Annotated in this window: 19 protein-coding genes; 11 read left to right on the top strand and 8 right to left on the bottom strand. The window is 71.3% G+C overall.

What is annotated here, in order from left to right:
- Positions 1 to 50: 50 nt before the first annotated feature.
- Genes ORG17_RS08460 through ORG17_RS08450 form a run of 3 tightly spaced genes read right to left on the bottom strand, consistent with a single transcriptional unit; the run spans position 51 to position 2111 of the window.
- The gene (locus ORG17_RS08460) at positions 51 to 980 is read right to left on the bottom strand and encodes an OmpA/MotB family protein (protein ID WP_214526952.1); all 930 of its coding nucleotides are present in this window, start codon (positions 978 to 980) and stop codon (positions 51 to 53) included.
- Between the two features lie 2 nt (positions 981 to 982).
- Positions 983 to 1807 (bottom strand): motility protein A, encoded by an 825-nt coding sequence (locus ORG17_RS08455; RefSeq protein ID WP_214526950.1) that lies wholly within the window; start codon positions 1805 to 1807, stop codon positions 983 to 985.
- 1 nt (position 1808) lies between these two features.
- Positions 1809 to 2111, bottom strand: a complete 303-nt coding sequence (locus tag ORG17_RS08450) for a flagellar FlbD family protein (protein ID WP_110863815.1) — start codon at positions 2109 to 2111, stop codon at positions 1809 to 1811.
- 128 nt (positions 2112 to 2239) lie between these two features.
- On the opposite strand from ORG17_RS08450, the gene ORG17_RS08445 reads away from it, so the two are divergent.
- The 11 genes from ORG17_RS08445 (at position 2240) to ORG17_RS08395 (ending at position 12904) form a co-directional block, all read left to right on the top strand.
- Positions 2240 to 3319 (top strand): hypothetical protein, encoded by a 1080-nt coding sequence (locus ORG17_RS08445; RefSeq protein ID WP_214526948.1) that lies wholly within the window; start codon positions 2240 to 2242, stop codon positions 3317 to 3319.
- A gap of 109 nt (positions 3320 to 3428) precedes the next feature.
- Positions 3429 to 4268, top strand: a complete 840-nt coding sequence (locus ORG17_RS08440) for a DUF4397 domain-containing protein (RefSeq protein ID WP_214526947.1) — start codon at positions 3429 to 3431, stop codon at positions 4266 to 4268.
- 29 nt (positions 4269 to 4297) lie between these two features.
- Positions 4298 to 4915: a class F sortase gene (locus ORG17_RS08435; RefSeq protein WP_214526946.1), complete on the top strand. Its 618-nt coding sequence runs from the start codon at positions 4298 to 4300 to the stop codon at positions 4913 to 4915.
- 68 nt (positions 4916 to 4983) lie between these two features.
- Positions 4984 to 5529, top strand: coding sequence for an RNA polymerase sigma factor (locus ORG17_RS08430; protein ID WP_214526945.1), 546 nt, complete (start codon positions 4984 to 4986; stop codon positions 5527 to 5529).
- Positions 5526 to 6323, top strand: a complete 798-nt coding sequence (locus ORG17_RS08425) for an anti-sigma factor (protein ID WP_214526944.1) — start codon at positions 5526 to 5528, stop codon at positions 6321 to 6323. The genes ORG17_RS08430 and ORG17_RS08425 overlap by 4 nt, the downstream gene beginning before the upstream one ends.
- A gap of 110 nt (positions 6324 to 6433) precedes the next feature.
- On the top strand, positions 6434 to 8002 hold the full coding sequence (locus ORG17_RS08420) for a helix-turn-helix domain-containing protein (protein WP_027465528.1): 1569 nt from the start codon (positions 6434 to 6436) through the stop codon (positions 8000 to 8002).
- 214 nt (positions 8003 to 8216) lie between these two features.
- Positions 8217 to 9350, top strand: coding sequence for a DUF475 domain-containing protein (locus ORG17_RS08415; RefSeq protein ID WP_214526943.1), 1134 nt, complete (start codon positions 8217 to 8219; stop codon positions 9348 to 9350).
- Between the two features lie 160 nt (positions 9351 to 9510).
- Positions 9511 to 11112: a Na+/H+ antiporter gene (locus ORG17_RS08410; protein ID WP_301565228.1), complete on the top strand. Its 1602-nt coding sequence runs from the start codon at positions 9511 to 9513 to the stop codon at positions 11110 to 11112.
- Between the two features lie 265 nt (positions 11113 to 11377).
- Entirely contained in the window at positions 11378 to 12226 is an 849-nt protein-coding gene (locus ORG17_RS08405) for a pentapeptide repeat-containing protein (RefSeq protein WP_214526941.1), read from the top strand.
- A gap of 111 nt (positions 12227 to 12337) precedes the next feature.
- The gene (locus tag ORG17_RS08400) at positions 12338 to 12493 is read left to right on the top strand and encodes a hypothetical protein (protein WP_017887460.1); all 156 of its coding nucleotides are present in this window, start codon (positions 12338 to 12340) and stop codon (positions 12491 to 12493) included.
- Positions 12494 to 12613: 120 nt separating this feature from the next.
- A complete protein-coding gene (locus ORG17_RS08395; protein ID WP_071244608.1) occupies positions 12614 to 12904 on the top strand; it encodes an ArsR/SmtB family transcription factor in 291 nt (96 codons plus the stop codon).
- A 25-nt stretch (positions 12905 to 12929) separates the two neighbouring features.
- On the opposite strand, the gene ORG17_RS08390 is transcribed toward ORG17_RS08395, so the two are convergent.
- The 5 genes from ORG17_RS08390 to ORG17_RS08370 form a co-directional block, all read right to left on the bottom strand.
- Positions 12930 to 13619 (bottom strand): cation diffusion facilitator family transporter, encoded by a 690-nt coding sequence (locus tag ORG17_RS08390; protein WP_214526939.1) that lies wholly within the window; start codon positions 13617 to 13619, stop codon positions 12930 to 12932.
- Complete coding sequence (gene cmtR, locus ORG17_RS08385; RefSeq protein ID WP_111093928.1) at positions 13601 to 13927, bottom strand: Cd(II)/Pb(II)-sensing metalloregulatory transcriptional regulator CmtR; 327 nt, start codon at positions 13925 to 13927, stop codon at positions 13601 to 13603. The genes ORG17_RS08390 and cmtR overlap by 19 nt, the downstream gene beginning before the upstream one ends.
- A gap of 23 nt (positions 13928 to 13950) precedes the next feature.
- Positions 13951 to 14124, bottom strand: coding sequence for a hypothetical protein (locus ORG17_RS08380; protein WP_176708767.1), 174 nt, complete (start codon positions 14122 to 14124; stop codon positions 13951 to 13953).
- Positions 14125 to 14301: 177 nt separating this feature from the next.
- Positions 14302 to 15477 (bottom strand): flagellar hook protein FlgE, encoded by a 1176-nt coding sequence (locus ORG17_RS08375; protein ID WP_214526937.1) that lies wholly within the window; start codon positions 15475 to 15477, stop codon positions 14302 to 14304.
- A gap of 80 nt (positions 15478 to 15557) precedes the next feature.
- Positions 15558 to 16001, bottom strand: coding sequence for a flagellar hook assembly protein FlgD (locus tag ORG17_RS08370; RefSeq protein WP_027465521.1), 444 nt, complete (start codon positions 15999 to 16001; stop codon positions 15558 to 15560).
- Positions 16002 to 16020: the final 19 nt, after the last annotated feature.

Raw genomic sequence — 16020 nt, 5'->3', positions numbered from 1 at the left:
TGTCCCAGCCCTGCTGCGCTCCGTGTCCCAGCCCCGCTGCGCTCGGTGTCTCAGCCCTGCTGCGCTCCGTCCTGTGCCTTCGCCAGCGCCGGCATGAGGGCGCTGACGTCCTGGTCGGCGTTCGACAGGACCACGATGTCGACCCGCCGGTTCAGGGCGAGGTCCCGGTCCGTGCCGCCCTTCGCCAGTGGCCGGCTCGACCCGAACCCGACGCTCTGCACGTGCTCGCCGGGCATCCCGCCCCGCTCGACCAGGTCGCGCAGGACCCCGGTCGCCCGCGCCGCGCTGAGCTCCCAGTTGGTGGCGTACGGCGCCGTCGAGTTCCGCTGGTCGGCGTGCCCCTCGACGCTGACGTCGTGGTCGGAGGTCTTCAGCACCGGCGCGATGGCGTCCATGATCGACCGCGCCCGGTCGGACAGGTCCGCGCTGTTCGTGCCGAAGTACGTCTCGCTGCCGATCAACCGGACGATCAAGCCGCGGGCGTCGACGGTGAACTGCACGTTCTCGGTCTGGCCCGCCTTCGCCAGGTTGTGCTGGATCGCACGCTCGAGCTTCGTCAGGTCGTCGAGCTCGCGCTTCGCCTCGGCGAGGTCCTGCTTCGTCGCCGTCGTCGGCACCACCGTCGACGCGGGGTCGACGTTGGTGTCCTTCGTGCCCGACGAGGCGGTCGAGTGGTCGGCCTGGGACTTGTCCGTCGAGTAGCCGGATCCGTCCTCGACCTGGTCCTTCGTCACGACGGTGCCGCTCGCGGTGTCGATCTTCTGCGAGTCGACCTCGCCGAAGCCGGTGGCGAGCGACTGCTTCAGCTGGATGTACTTCTCCTGGTCGACGGTGGACATCGCGAAGAGCACGAGGAACATGCACATCAGCACCGTGATCATGTCCATGTACGACGCCATCCAGCGCTCGTCGGGGTGCTCGGCCTCGTCGTGGGACTTCTTCGCGCGACCGCGGCCGCGGCCCCGGGGGTTGGCGCTCACGGTCAGGCCGCCAGCTGCTGGTCGTCGGCCGCGTCGGCCTTCTTGCCGGCCTTGCCGGCCTTGCCACCCGTGTCGGCGCGGGCGGCGGGCGGGACCATGGCCTTCAGCCGCTCACCGAGCAGACGGGGCTGGCTGCCGGCCTGCACCGCGAGCAGCCCCTCCATCAAGAGCGTCTGGCGGTCCGACTCGAGCTGGGCGAGCTTGCGGAGCTTGCCGCCGATCGGCAGCCACATGAAGTTCGCGGTCAGCAGGCCCCACAGGGTGGCGACGAAGGCGCTGGCGATCAGCGGTCCGAGCTCGTCGGGCTTGCCGAGGTTCGCGAGCACGTGGGTCAGCGAGACCACGGTGCCGATGATGCCGACGGTCGGGGCGAAGCCGCCGAGGCCCATGAAGAACGCACTCGCGCTCCGTGTCGGGGCCGCGTTCGACTCGATCTCGTCCTCGAGCAGGATCCGCAGCTCGTCGCCGTCGGTGCCGTCCGCGATGTTCTGCAGCGCCTTCTTCATGAACGGGTCGTCGTGCTTGTCGGCCTCCTGCTCGAGGGCGAGCAGGCCGTTCGCGCGGGCGGTCTCGGCGAGCCCAACGACGTCGTCGATGACCGACGCCGGCGGGGTGGCCTTGCCGGTGAACGCCTTCGGGACCGCCTTGAAGCTGGCGATCGCGTCCTTCAGCGTGGTGCTGGCGATGCCGCAGCCGATGGTGGCGCCGAACACGAGCAGCATCGGGGCGGGCAGGAAGAGTCCACCGAGCTCGACGTGCTCCATCTGGACCATGCCGAACAGGGCGCCGAAGGCGAGCAGGATGCCGACGATCGTTGCAATGTCCACGTCAGCGACCCCCGTCCAGCGCGCGGCCGTGCTGCGTGGAGCGGAGTGCGGCGACCGGGGCGAGCGTGGGCTGCGGGCCGGTGTTCGTGCTCGACCGGGGGGCCTGGTCGGTGCCGTAGGCCATGCCGACGATGCGTGCGCGGTACGCGGCGATCAGGTCGATGACGTCGGCCATCGACTCCCGCACGATGTACTTCGCACCGTCGACCATGATGAGCGTCGTGTCCGGCGTCTCCTGGATGCGCTCCACGAGATCGGGGTTCACAGCGAATCCGCTGCCGTTCAGTCGTGTGACGACGATCATGGCCCGTCCTGGTTCTCGATCGTCCCGCCGCCGTCCGTGGGGCGGGATGCGGGCCCGTCCGTGGGCCTGCACGGAGGACTATCGGCGGGTGCGACGGGTGCGTTAGCGGCCGTCACTAGCCTGGTTCGGTGATCGATGCCTCGGACCTGCTCGCCCACCCGCGTGGCCGGCGCTTCTGCCTGGAGCTCGTCAGCGGTGTCCAGGACCCCGACGACCCGGCCGCCCTACAACTCGGCGACCTGCTCTTCTGGGCGGAGCACCACCTCGGCGTCGAACGCGGCGACGACCGAACGCTCTTCGGCATCGGTGGTGAGGTCGAACCCGATCCGGCTCCGAATCTGGCAGCGGTGGCGAGCGCACTCGCGGCGGTGTCCCTGCCGTCCGTGGGCGAGGACGACGTCGTGGTCGCACTCGAGTCGACTGCGGAGAGCGCGCTGTGGTGGCAGCAGCCCGATGCGCTGGACGCGCTCCTCGCTCGGACGGAACTGCTGGCCGCGCTTCGGCGGCTCGCTCGGTGGGCGGTCGACAGCCCGGTCGTGCGCCGGCTCTCCGACCCGCAGGGCGGAGCATGGAGCGTCGAGTTCGACGAGGGCGACCAGCCCCGTCGTCCGAGCGCGGAGGCGGCACTGGCCGACTGGGCGCTGGAGCTGCGGGACGAGATCTCCGAGGGAAGTCCGGGGACCGGCAGCGGGGTGTGGTGGACGACGCCGCCGTGGCCGCTCGCGCAGCACACGCGAGCGCCGTTCCCGTCCGCCGGGCCGCTGGCGCTCTGGGCGGTCGAGGACTCCTTCGGGCAGGAACGCGCCATCGTCTCGGCGGTGCCGGCCGATGCCACGGCGCGCGTGTGCACCGTCGAGGGTCCCGCCGACTGGGCCGCGCTGTGCCGGCGCTGGCCGCTCGACGTGACGGGGACGACCCGACGGAACGACTGGGCCGTGGCGACCGGACGGCAGGGCGACTGGGTGCTGCCGGACTGGTCCGCGGTGGCCACCGAGTACGACGTCGTGCACCTGACCGTCGCAGGCTGGTTCCGCACTTCCGGGCTCGCCGTGCCGGTCGACGGCAGCCGCGCGAGCGTCGTCGCCGGGTGGACGCCGGACTCCGCGTACCGGCTCACCGACCTGGGAGCCGGGGACGAGGCCGTCACGGGCGATCCGGAGACCTGGTCGCGTCCGGGCAACGCAGGGGTCTGGCGCCGTCTCAGCTGATCCCCAGGAAATCGCTGCATCCGATCGGGGTGCTCCGGCGGTAGTGGGGGTACGACGTCGAGGACGACGTCGTCCGCACCGGCCCGGACAGGCCCGAAGGAGACACGTCATGCGCAAGACACTCGCCACCGGCCTCAGCGCCGGTGTCCTGTTCGCCGCCGCCGCGGCCGTACTGCCCGCGACCGCTGCGACCGCCGCCACCGGCGACGCGACGCTCTCGGTCCTCCACGCCGTCCCGGACGTCACCGTCGACGTCTACCTCGACGGCGAACGTGCCATCGACGACTTCACCCCGGGCACCCTCGCCGGCCCCATGATGGTGCCGGCCGGTGCGCACCAGCTCGCGATCACCGCCTCGGACGCCACCGATGCGTCGAAGCCGATCATCGGCCCGGCGGACGTCTCGTTCGACGCTGGGGGCAACTACACCGCCGTCGCCCACGACGCCACGGACGGGTCCCCGACCGCCACGGTGTTCACCAACGACACCTCGGCCGTCGCGGCCGGCCAGGGACGCCTGGTCGTCCGGCACGTCGCCGCCGCACCGGCCGTCGACGTCCTCGCCGGTGGGAAGGCCGTCGTGTCGAACCTGTCGAACCCCGACGAGCAGGCACTCGAGCTGCCGGCCGGCACCGTGTCGGCGACCGTCGCCGCCACCGGGACCACCGACCCCGTGATCGGCCCGGCGGACGTCGCGGTCACCGCGGGCTCGTCGACCATCGTCTACGCCTGGGGCAGCCTGGACGATGACAACCTCGCCCTCGCCACGCAGACGATCGCGGACCTCGGTGGCACGCCGAACGGCGTCCCTGCCGGGAACGCCGGTCTCGTGGCCACGAACGACCAGGACCCCCTGCCCCTGGTCGGCGCAGCGGCGGCCGCACTGGCCGCCGCTGCCGCGATCGGGGCCGTGGTGCTCCGCCGCCGGCACGCAGCGACCCGCCGCTGAACGTGCCACGCCCCGTGCGGTCCGCCACGGTGACGCTCCTCGTCGCCGTGGCGGCCGCCGCCCTGACCGGGTGCTCGTCGGCCGGGACCACCCCCGGCGGGCAGCCGTCCGTCCTGACGACCACCACCCCCACACCGGTCCCGTCAGCGTTCTCGACCGAGGTGCCGCAGCAGGCCGCCACGATCCCCCCGGTCCGGGACGCCCACGCCCCGACCACCATCACCGTCGACCACGCCGGCATCAGCGCGCCGGTCCGCCCGGAGGGGGTCGACGAGGACGGCGCGCTGGCGCTCCCGCCCGACCCGGCCACCGCGGGCTGGTACCGGTTCGGTGCCGCACCGTCGTCCACCGAGGGCACCGTCGTCATCGCGGCCCACGTCGACGCGGTCGGCTACGGCATCGGCCCGTTCTCCCGCCTCGGCGACGCCCCGTCCGGCACCCGGGTCACCCTGACCGACGCGGACGGTGCCGAGACCGCGTGGCGGATCGACTCCGTCAGCATGCTCGAGAAGCAGGGACTCCCCTGGGGTGAGGTGTTCCGTCACGACGGGCCCCGACGGCTCGTCCTGGTGACCTGCGGCGGGACGTTCGACGCAGCCACCGGACACTACGAGAGCAACCTCGTCGTGACCGCGGTCCCGGCCTGACCGTGGCGACGATCCGCCCCCTACGATCGGATCGTGGTCGACGACGACCGCGCCAGCGACAGGAAGACGTGACGACCATCCTCCCGGACGACAGCGAGCTCTCGGACGCGTTCCGCGCCGGGGGCGAGCACGCCCTGCGAGCCGTCTACGAGCGGTGGTCGTCACTCGTGTACTCGCTGGCCCTGCGCGCCCTGGCCGACCCGGCCGCCGCGGAGGACGTCACGCAGCAGGTCTTCGTGAAGGCCTGGCAGCGCAGCACGAGCTACGACCCCGGCCGCGCCCCGCTCGGCGCGTGGCTGGTCGGCATCACCCGGAACTGCATCGCCGACGCGCAGAACGAGCGCCGACGGCACGCCAGCGCCGCCGACGCGGACGTGGTCGAGGAGACCACCCCGGCGCCGGAACCGGCCTTCGACCTGGCCGAACGCGCACTGGTCGCCGGAGAGCTCGAGCGGCTCGACGAGGTCCCACGGCGCGTGATGCGACTGGCGTTCTACGACGACCTCAGCCATCGTGAGATCGCCGAACGGCTCGAACTGCCGCTGGGCACCGTCAAGAGCCACATCCACCGAAGTCTGGCTCGGCTCCGAACACGTCTGGAGGTGATCGAATGAAGCACGTCGACGACGAGACGCTGGCGATGCTCGCGGTCTCCGACCAGGTCGCGACCGACGACGTCGCCGAGCACCTGGCGTCCTGCGACCGGTGCCGCGACGAGGTGGCCGCGCTGCAGCGGGTCGCCGCGGTGACCCGGGCGTCCGAGGACGTCACGCTGGCCGCGCCCCCGGAGCACGTGTGGGACCGGATCGCGGCCGAGATCGCCCGGACGCCACAGCAGGCCGCGGCGCCGGCGACCGATCCAGGACGAGCGGCCGAACGCGCGTCCGCCGCCACGCCGTCCGACGGGCAGCACCACGCCGTGGCACGCCGACACCGATCCCGTCCGCGTCGTCGCCGTGTCCTGGCGCTGGTGATCGCCGGCGTCGGTGTCCTGGCCGTCGTCCTCGGCATCGGTGTGGCGTCGGGGATCGTCCCCGGACTCCCCCGCGGCGACACCGAGACCGTCCTGGCGAACACCGAGCTCGCAGCGCTGCCCGGTTGGTCGGGGACGACCGGCCGCGCCGAACTCGAACGTGACCAGGACGGCCGGGTGACCCTGCTCGTCGACCTGCACGGAGAGCGCGGTCGCTCCGGCACCGGTCCGCTGCGCGAAGTCTGGATGATGCGGTCGGACCTCGGCGGACTGGTGAGCGTCGGCTACCTCGACGGCGACCAGGGCCGCTTCACGGTGCCCGACGGCGTCGACACCGCGGAGTTCCCGGTCGTGGACGTCTCGGCCGAGGCCGACGACGGTGATCCGGCGCACTCCGGTGACTCGATCGTCCGGGGCACCCTGACCGATCCCTGAGCAGTTTCGTCCCCCGAAATTCCCAACTGTGACGTATTCGAGACCTCAGGACGCGCAAAGGGTGTCGATCTTCCATCGATTTATCTCATGAGCGTGTTAGCGTGGCGCGCATGACCGACACCACCACCGTCGTCTCGCCGGCATCTCCGGCGACCGCAGCACCCCTCCGTGAGGTCGGCGCCCTGATCCGGGGCGCCCGCAAGGGCCGCAGCATGACGCAGGCCCAGCTCGCCGAACGCGTCGGCACCAGCCAGAGCGCGATCAACCGCATCGAGCAGGGTGGGCAGAACCTGTCCCTCGAGATGCTCACCCGCATCAGCGACGCCCTCGACCAGCAGATCGTCTCGATCGGCGGCGCCCCGCAGCGCGCCCACCTGCGCGTGCAGGGCGGCCGGAAGCTCAGCGGCTCCATCGCGGTGAACTCGAGCAAGAACGCCGCCGTCGCGCTGCTCTGCGCCTCGCTGCTCAACCGCGGCGTCACCCGTCTGCACAAGGTCGCCCGGATCGTCGAGGTCGACCGCATCATCGACGTGCTCCGCAGCCTCGGCGCGAGCGTCACCTGGTCGGAGGACGGCGAGACCCTCGAGATCGTCGCCCCCGACGACCTGCACCTCGACGCGATCGACGCCGACGCCGCCCGCCGCACCCGCAGCGTGCTCATGTTCCTCGGCCCCCTCAGCGGCCGGTACGAGTCGTTCCGTCTGCCCTACGCCGGCGGCTGCGACCTCGGCACCCGCACGGTCGAGCCGCACCTCATCGCGCTGCGTCCGTTCGGCGTGGACGTCGAGGCGACCTCCGGCTGGTACGAGGTCGACGTCGCGAACCAGGCCGTCCCCACCAAGTCGGTCGTGCTCACCGAGCGCGGCGACACCGTGACCGAGAACGCGATCCTGGCCGCCGCGGCCCGCGACGGCGAGACCGTCATCCGGAACGCCAGCCCCAACTACATGGTGCAGGACCTCTGCTTCTTCCTCGAGCTGCTCGGGGTGCAGATCGAGGGCATCGGCACCACCACGCTCCGCATCACCGGCAAGAGCAAGATCGACGAGGTCGTGGACTACTGGCCGAGCGAGGACCCGGTCGAGGCGATGAGCCTGCTGACCGCCGGCATCGTCACCGCGTCGACCCTCACCGTGACGCGTGCGCCGATCGAGTTCCTCGAGATCGAGCTCGCGACCCTGGCCGAGATGGGCCTGCGCTTCGACGTCAGCGAGGAGTACGCAGCCGCCAACGGCCGTACCCGTCTCGTCGACATCACGGTGCACCCGTCCGAGCTGCACGCGCCGATCGACAAGATCCACGCGATGCCGTTCCCCGGCCTGAACATCGACAACCTGCCGTTCTTCGTCGTGATCGCGGCCATGGCCGAGGGCACCACGCTCGTGCACGACTGGGTCTACGAGGGCCGGGCGATCCACCTGCTCGACCTCACCCGCCTGGGCGCGAGCGTCACCTTGCGTGACCCGCACCGCCTCGACGTCACCGGCCCGACGCACTTCTCCGGGGCCGAGATCAGCTGCCCGCCGGCACTGCGGCCTGCCGTGGTGATCCTGCTGGCGATGCTCGCGGCGAAGGGCGAGAGCGTCCTGCGCAACGTCGGCATCATCGCCCGTGGCTACGAGCAGCTGCAGGAGCGCCTCAACTCGCTCGGCGCGTCCATCGAGACGTTCCACGACTGACCCTGAACCCGACGCAAAACACCGGTGTTCGCCGGTTGAACACGCGCAGACCGCGGTTCAACACGCGAACACCGGTGTTTTGCGTTCCCCCGGACGGTCCGTCCCCGCAAGTGGGGACGGGCCGTCACCCGTCTGACGGGGTCCCCACGGGCCTCCAGGCCGATGCCCAGGAGCGCTCCATGCGCCGCCCAGGCCGACCGTGCTGGATGGGCAGATGGCCACGAGATCACTCCTGACCGTCCCCCTGCTCATCACCATCGCGGCCGCCGCGGCGGCCTGGCTGGTGCTCGGCCCCGCCGCAGGGCTCGCCTTCGTGGCCCTCGCGTTCCTCGAGATCGCGATGGCCGCGGACTCGTCCGTGCCGATGGCCGGCATCGCCGGCCGGCTGCACTCCCCCGCCCGGCGGCTGTTCCTGTCGCTCGGCATCGTCGCGGGCGTGCTCGCGATGCGCCTGCTCCTGCCTCCGGCCGCCGTCGCGGTCGGTGACGCGACCGACCCGGCCAGCTCGGTCGAGGAAGCCGTCTTCGCGCCCGGCTCGTTCTCCGCGCACCTGGCCGAGGTGCGTCCCGCCCTCGCCGCCTTCGGCGCCGCGTTCATCTGGCAGGTCTTCGCCGAGTACCTGTTCAACACCGACCGCGCGTCCCGCAGGTCGTGGCTGGGCAGCCTGGAGGCGCGGCTCGCCTCCGTCGCGCGACCCCGCGTCTGGTCGCTGGTCACCGCTGCGACAGGGGTCGTGGTGACCTCCGTGCTCGTCGGGTCGCGTTCCGGGTGGGCCGCCGGTGCGCTGCTGCCGGTCGCGCTCGGCGGGGTGGCCGGCATCGCCGCGTACCTCGTGTCGAAGCGGACCGCGTCGTGGGCGCTGCGCAGCGGCCCCGTCGGCGGCGCGTCGGACACGGCGTCGATCGGGGTCGGCCGCGGAGCCTGGCGCATCCACCTGTACGCGTCGACCGTCGTGTTCGAGCGGGGGCTCGTCGTGTTCATGCTGTTCGAGATCCTCGACGGCGTGTACAGCCTGGCGGGGTCCGGGCCGCTCGGATCGGACGGGCTCGGGGCCCTCGAGCAGGCCGCCGTCGCCATCGGGGCGATCGGGGTGGGCGCGGTGTTCCTGGCCCGCCTGACCTCGCGGGTCGACCAGGCTGCGGGACTGAAGCGGCTGCGGTACCTGAAGGCCGGTGCGGCGTACGTGCTCGGGGTGCTGTCGGTGCTGCTGTGGGCGAGTCTGCTCGTGCCGATCCCGGGCGTCGTCGTGGGGTGGTTCGGGACCGTCGTGATCGGGTCGGCGCTGGTGAGTTCCCTGCCGTGGCGCGCGTGGTGGCGGCGCGTGGTGCGGCGGCCGCGGGCGGTGTGACGCGGCGGCTCGTGACGCGTCGTGCGGCGCGGTGCGGCGCGTCGTCCGGGTGTGGTGCGGCGCGTCGTCCGGGTGTGGTGCGGCGCGTCGTCCGGCTGTTCTGGAAGGATCCACCGTGGATCGGCGTTGACTGGCGGGTCGGACGACGATCGGAGTGCACGTGCTGGGACCGGAACTGGTGGTCGTGCTCGGCCTCGCCATCGCACTGACGGCGGCCGTGGCCGACCGGATCCGGATCGCGCCACCCGTGCTGCTCCTGGTCTTCGGCGCGCTGCTCGGGCTCGTGCCGGAGTTCGCGGACGTCGAGCTGCCCGCCGAGGCCGTGCTGCTGCTGTTCCTGCCGGCGCTGCTCTACTGGGAGAGCCTGACGACGTCGCTCCGCGAGATCCGGAAGAACCTGCGCGGCATCGTCCTGATGGGCACCCTGCTCGTCGTGGTGACCGCCGGTGCCGTCGCCGTGCTGCTGCACCTGCTCGGGATGCCGTGGGGGCCGGCCTGGGTGCTCGGCGCCGCGGTCGCCCCGACCGACGCGACCGCGGTCGGTGTGCTCACGAAGATGCTGCCGCGGCGGAACGTCACGGTGCTCCGGGCCGAGAGCCTGGTGAACGACGGCACCACCCTCGTCGTCTACGGCATCGCGGTGGCCGTCACCGTCGGCACGCAGGAGCTCACGTTCTGGGGCGTGTCCGGCATGCTCGTCCTGTCCTACATCGGCGGGGTCGCCGCCGGGCTCGCCGCCGCGTGGATCGGGACGATGGTGCTGCGGCGCGTCGACACCGTCGTGCTCGAGAACCTCGTCACCCTGCTCGTGCCCTTCGCAGCCTTCCTGGCCGCCGAGGCCATCGGCGCCTCCGGCGTGCTCGCCGTCGTGGCGGCCGGCATCGTCGTCAGCCAGGTCGGCCCCAAGCTCGACCGTGCCGAGACCCGTCAGCAGGTGCGCGCGTTCTGGTCGTTCCTGACCTTCCTGCTCAACGGCGCGCTGTTCGTCCTGGTCGGCATCGAGGCGATGGTCGCCGCACGCGCACTCGACCCCGCCGACCTGCTGCGCGGGACCGGGATCGTCTTCGCGGTCGCGGTGCTGCTCGTCATCGTGCGGTTCGCGTTCCTGAACGCCGCGGGCGGGACCATCTGGCTCGTCACCCGACGTACCGGCGGGGAACCCCGCGAAGGGCACCGCGACCGGCTCGTCAGCGGGTTCGCCGGGTTCCGGGGCGCGGTGTCGCTCGCCATGGCCGTCGCCGTGCCGCGCACCCTGGGGTCCGGTGGCGACTTCCCCGAGCGGGACCTCATCGTCTTCGTCACCGCCGGCGTGGTCATCGTCACGATCGTCGGCCAGGCCCTCGTGCTGCCGGCCGTCCTGCGTCGCGCCGCGCTGCCCGAGGACGAGTCCGTCAGCGAGGAACGTCGCTACGCCGAACGCACCGCGATCGAGGAGGCGCTCGATGCGCTCCCCCGCCTGGCACGGTCGACCGGAGCCGATCGTGCCACCGTCGATCGCCTGCGGAAGGACTACGAGGCGCACCTCGACGTGATCGAGGCCCGCGAGGGGGACGACGACGACCACCCCGCGCTGCAGCGGCACGACAACGCGGTCGCCCTCGAGCTCGCACTCGTCCAGCACAAGGCGAGGACCCTGTTGCGCCTGCGCGACGCCGACGAGATCGACGACCTGGTGCTGCGCCAGGTGCGTGCGGGGTACGACGCGGAAGAGGCGCGGTTGGATGGCATCGAGTCGGTGGCGTCACCGCCCACGTCGTCGTAGGGCGACTCCGCGCACACCTGGTCGAAACGGGCGTACCCGGTCTGTCGTTCCGACCAGGGACGCCCGTTTCCCGATCCCATTGCACCGGGAACGCTAGCCTGGCCGCAGTGATCCTCCGTCTCTCTCGGTGACCCACCGGTCACCCAGCACCACCGGTTCGCCCCGCCGACGCGCGGGGGTGGTCTCGTGCGCCCGGACGGGGAACTCCACCAGGAGTTCCCCCGCACCCGGCACACCATCCAGACCACCAGAGGAAGACCACTCCATGACGACCACCGACCGGTCCGCCCTGCGCGCGGACTGCGGCAGCTGCTTCGCGCTCTGCTGCACCGCCTTCGGGTTCCAGCGCTCCGCCGACTTCCCGATCGACAAACCCGCCGGCACCCCTTGCGGCAACCTCGCTGACGACTTCTCCTGCTCCATCCACCAGGCGCTGCGGCCGCGCGGGTTCCGGGGCTGCACCGTCTTCGACTGCTCCGGTGCTGGCCAGTACGTGTCCCAGACCCTCTACGACGGGGTCAGTTGGCGTGACCACCCGGACTCCCGCGCGGAGATGTTCCGGGTGTTCCCGATCGTCCGCAGGTTGCACGAGATGCTCTGGCACCTCGCCGAGGCGCAGGACCGCGCGGTGACCCCAGACTCAGCAGGCGACGCTGCCCTCCTCGCGGAGGAGATCCGGCGAAGCCTCGACGCTGGCCGGTCGATGCTCCTCGCGCTGGACGTGGAGCCACTGCACGCTCGAGTGCGCGATGTCCTCGTCGAGGTGAGCGCCGAGGTACGGGGCCGGTACAGCACCGGTGCGGACGACGCACCGGACGGCCTGCTGCGACCGGGGGCGGACCTCGCCGGTTCCGACCTCCGCGCACGCTCGCTGCGCGGGGCCGACCTGCGGGGAGCCACGCTGATCGCGGCGGACCTGCGCGGTGCCGACCTGTCCGGAGTCGACCTGCTCGGCGTCGACATGCGGGATGCACGGGTCGACGGAGCGGACCTGTCCACGGCGGTGTTCCTCACACAGGCGCAGGTGAACGCGGCACGCGGTGACTCCGCCACTCTGGTGCCCGACGGGATCGACCCACCGTCGCAGTGGTCGTCGACGGCGATCGAGCGCTGAGCGAGCTCGGTCCCGGAGTTGACACCGGTTCTCATCTATAAATGTATTGCTACTTCTGCATATGTGATCTACGCTGAGGGCATCCCAACCGACGATCAGCAGGAGGTCACCATGGCCGAGCACGAGAACAGCGCAGAGCACACCGTCGCCGAGCACACCCACCAGGACGGCTGCGGCCACGAGACGGTCCAGCACGAGGACCACGTCGACTTCGTCCACGACGGACACAAGCACGCCCAGCACGGCGACCACTACGACGAGCACTGATCTCCTGATCAGCGCAGGCCCGTGATCAGCACCGATCGACGGACCTGCACGACGGCCCCGACGCACCGCGCCGGGGCCGTCGTGTTGCATGCACGTATGCGCGTGCGCTTACATGAGTCCATGTCAGACGGGATCGAAGCAGCAGCCGAACTCTTCAAGGCGCTGTCCTCGCCCGCCCGACTCCGGATCCTGTCCGCGCTGATTCCCCAGCCTTCCGACGTCGGCTCCCTCGCCGAAGCGACCGAGCTGTCGCAGCCCCTGGTGTCCCAGCACCTCCGCACGCTGCGGCTCGCGGGCATCGTGCAGGTCGAGCGCATCGGGCGGAACGCCGTCTACTCGCTGCACGACGAGCACATCGCCCACATCGTCGGTGACGCGGTCAGCCACGTCAGCGAGTCCGAAGCCGGCTGAACCGCCAGCCTCAGGCAGACTCCGATCAGCAGCAGTCGCACCCCTCGCGCTCGCGCTCCCCGGTCAGCGCCGACACCGGCTGCTTGCACGCGTCACCGCGCCAGGCTTCGAGACCCTCGCGCACGGCGAACACGACCACGACGAGTCCTGCGAGCGGATCGGCCCACCACCAGCCGAACAGGCTGTTCGCCAGCAGGCCGAGCAGCACCGCCGCCGACAGGTAGCTGCAGATCAGCGTCTGCTTCGAGTCGGCGATCGCCGACGCCGAGCCGAGTTCGCGTCCGGTCCGCCGTTCGACGAGGCTCAGGAACGGCATGACCGCCAGGCTCACCGCGGCCAGGACGATGCCGACCGGACTGTGCTCCGGCGACCGGAGGCCCGTGAAGGTCAGGACGGCATCGACACTCACCACGACGGCGAGCCCGAGGAACGAGATCGCGATCACCCGCAGTGCCGTTCGTTCCCGGGCCTCTGGGTCACGCCCGGCGAACTGCCACGCGACGGCCGCTGCCGACAGGACCTCGACGATCGAGTCGAGCCCGAAGCCGATCAGCGCGGTGGAGGACGCCACCGAACCGGCGGCGATCGCCACGACGGCCTCGATCACGTTGTAGGCGATGGTCGCCGCGACGATCCACCTGATCCGTCGCCGGAGCACGCCGACACGAGCCGGTGCGAGCGACATCGCGGCCGTGGTCACCGCTCGACCTCGCATCCGTCGTCGTCGGCGACGTCCACCGCCAGCACCACGTCGACCAGGGACTCGAGCGCACGGGTGAGGTTGCGGTCGGCGATCTCGTAGCGGGTCCGACGGCCCTCGGGGACTGCGACGACGATCCCGCAGCCGCGCAGGCACGACAGGTGGTTCGACACGTTCGTCCGCGTCAGCTCGAGTTCCTCGGCGAGCCGCGCCGGGTAGCCGGGTTCGTCGAGCAGCCGGAGCAGGATCCGCGCACGCGTGGGGTCGGAGAGCGCCCGCCCGAGACGGTTCAGCACGTCGTGCCGCGAGGCAATGGTCAGCATGCGCTGACCATACCCGCTCGGGCTCAGACCTCGCCGAGCCGCCGCCCGGTCAGCGCGTCGTTCCAGCTCGTGCGGCCGCCGGGAGCACGCGACTCGTGCACGCCGTCGTGGCCTGGTGGTCGATCACACCGCCAGCGGTCGAAGACGCTGCAGCAGCGGTGGTCGGACTGGTGGTCGGTGTCGTGGTTCTCGCGCATCGCACCGATGAGACGTCGCGACGCAGCGTTTCGTCACGAACCGGCGCCGAACTCCCTGCACCACGAACGATGGTGAGCAGGAACGGTCGAGTCCCCCTTCAGTACCCGACCGTTCCTGCTCACCAAGCGCCCGCGACGCGAGACGCGAGCGCAGCGCCCGCGACGCGAGCCCCGCGCCTAGCGCTTCAGGTTGGTGAGCTCCTGCAGCACCTCGTCCGAGGTGGTGATGATGCGGGCGTTCGCCTGGAACCCGCGCTGCGCCACGATCAGGTTCGTGAACTCCTGCGACAGGTCGACGTTCGACATCTCGAGCGTCCCCGCAGCGAGCGAACCGACGCCCGCCGAGCCGGGACCGCCGACGGTCGCACCGCCCGAGTTCGCGGTGGCGCGGTAGCCCGACGCCCCGGTCTTCTCGAGGCCGGCCGGGTTGGCGAACGTGGCGAGGGCGATGCGGCCGAGCGCGAGCGACGCGCCGTTCGAGAACGTGCCGGTGACGGTTCCGTCCTTCGCGATCGAGTAGCCCTGCAGCGCGCCGGCCTCGCGGCCGTTCTGCGAGCCGATCGCCGCGGTGTTGAGCGAGGCGAACCCGGTCAGTTCGCCCATGTCGACCCGGATGCCACCGACGGCGAGGGTGCCGCCGGCGGTCAGCTTGCCGTCGGTGCCGAAGGTCAGCGAGGTCGTCGCGGTGGTGCCCTGGCCGTTGCGCCCGGTGACGTCCCAGCCGTCGGCGGTGCGCGTGTAGGCGAGGGACATCGTGTGCTTGGCGCCCGAGGCGTCGTACACAGTGGCCTCGCGGGTGATGGTCTGGCCGACGGCGGTCTCGGACGGCAGGTTGCCGGCGACCGTGGCGGCGGTGGTGCGGACCGCCGGGGCTGCGGCGTCGAGCGGCAGCGTGATGTCGGACAGCTGGCCGTTCTCGTTGACGACGCCGTTCGTGGCCGGGTAGCCCTGCACGATCTTGCCGTCGGCGGTGACCAGGCGGCCGTCCGCGTCGAAGTCGAACGCACCGGCGCGGGTGTAGACGGTGTCGTTGCCCAGGCGGGTGACGAAGAAGCCGTCGCCCGAGATCATCAGGTCGGTGGCCTTGCCGGTGGCCTGCGCCGAGCCCTGCGAGAAGTTCGTGGAGACCCCGGCGACCTGCACGCCCAGGCCGATCTGGGCGGGGTTCGTGCCGCCGATGCCGGTCTGCGGTCCGCCGGCACCCTGGGTCATCTGCGACAGGGTGTCCTGGAAGACGGTGGTCGACGACTTGAAGCCGACGGTGTTGACGTTGGCGATGTTGTTGCCGGTGACGTCGAGCATCTGCTGGTGGGAGCGGAGGCCGGAGATCCCGGAGTAGAGCGAGCGGAGCATGGTGCGTCCTTTCGGAGAGGCAGAAAGAGCGAGGAAGAACGAGGGAGTACGAGGAAGAACGAGGGAGGAACGAGCGGGCGTCAGGACGCCGGAGCGGTGGTGGTGATGCCGGAGATCACGTCGAGGGCGACCTCCTTCCCGTTCACGGTGACCGTGGGGACGCTGTTCGCGTACGACACGGCCGAGGCGGTCCCGGTGACGGACTTGCCCGAGTCGGCGTCGGTGTAGCTGACCTGCTTGCCGACGAGGTTCGCTGCGGCGATGCGCATCTGGAGCGAGAAGTTCTCGTTCCCCGTCGTGGTCTGGTTGGTGATCTGCTCCATCATCGCGAGCTGCGTCTGCTGGCTGATCATCTGGTTGGTGTCCATCGGCGAGGACGGGTCCTGGTTGCGCAGCTGCGTGACGAGCAGCTTCATGAAGACCTCGGAGTCCATCGTCTGGGACTTCTGGGCCGTCGAGTTGGCGGCCAGTGCCGCTGCCTGCGCGGTCGGGTCCACGCTGCCGGTGATGCCGTCGATGGGCATGGTGAGTTCCTGTTCGTGA

The organism is Curtobacterium flaccumfaciens pv. betae (assembly GCF_026241855.1).
GTDB classification, from domain to species: Bacteria; Actinomycetota; Actinomycetes; order Actinomycetales; family Microbacteriaceae; genus Curtobacterium; species Curtobacterium flaccumfaciens.
Note: the sequence above shows the minus strand (reverse complement) of the source record. Positions and strands in the feature narration are given on the sequence as shown.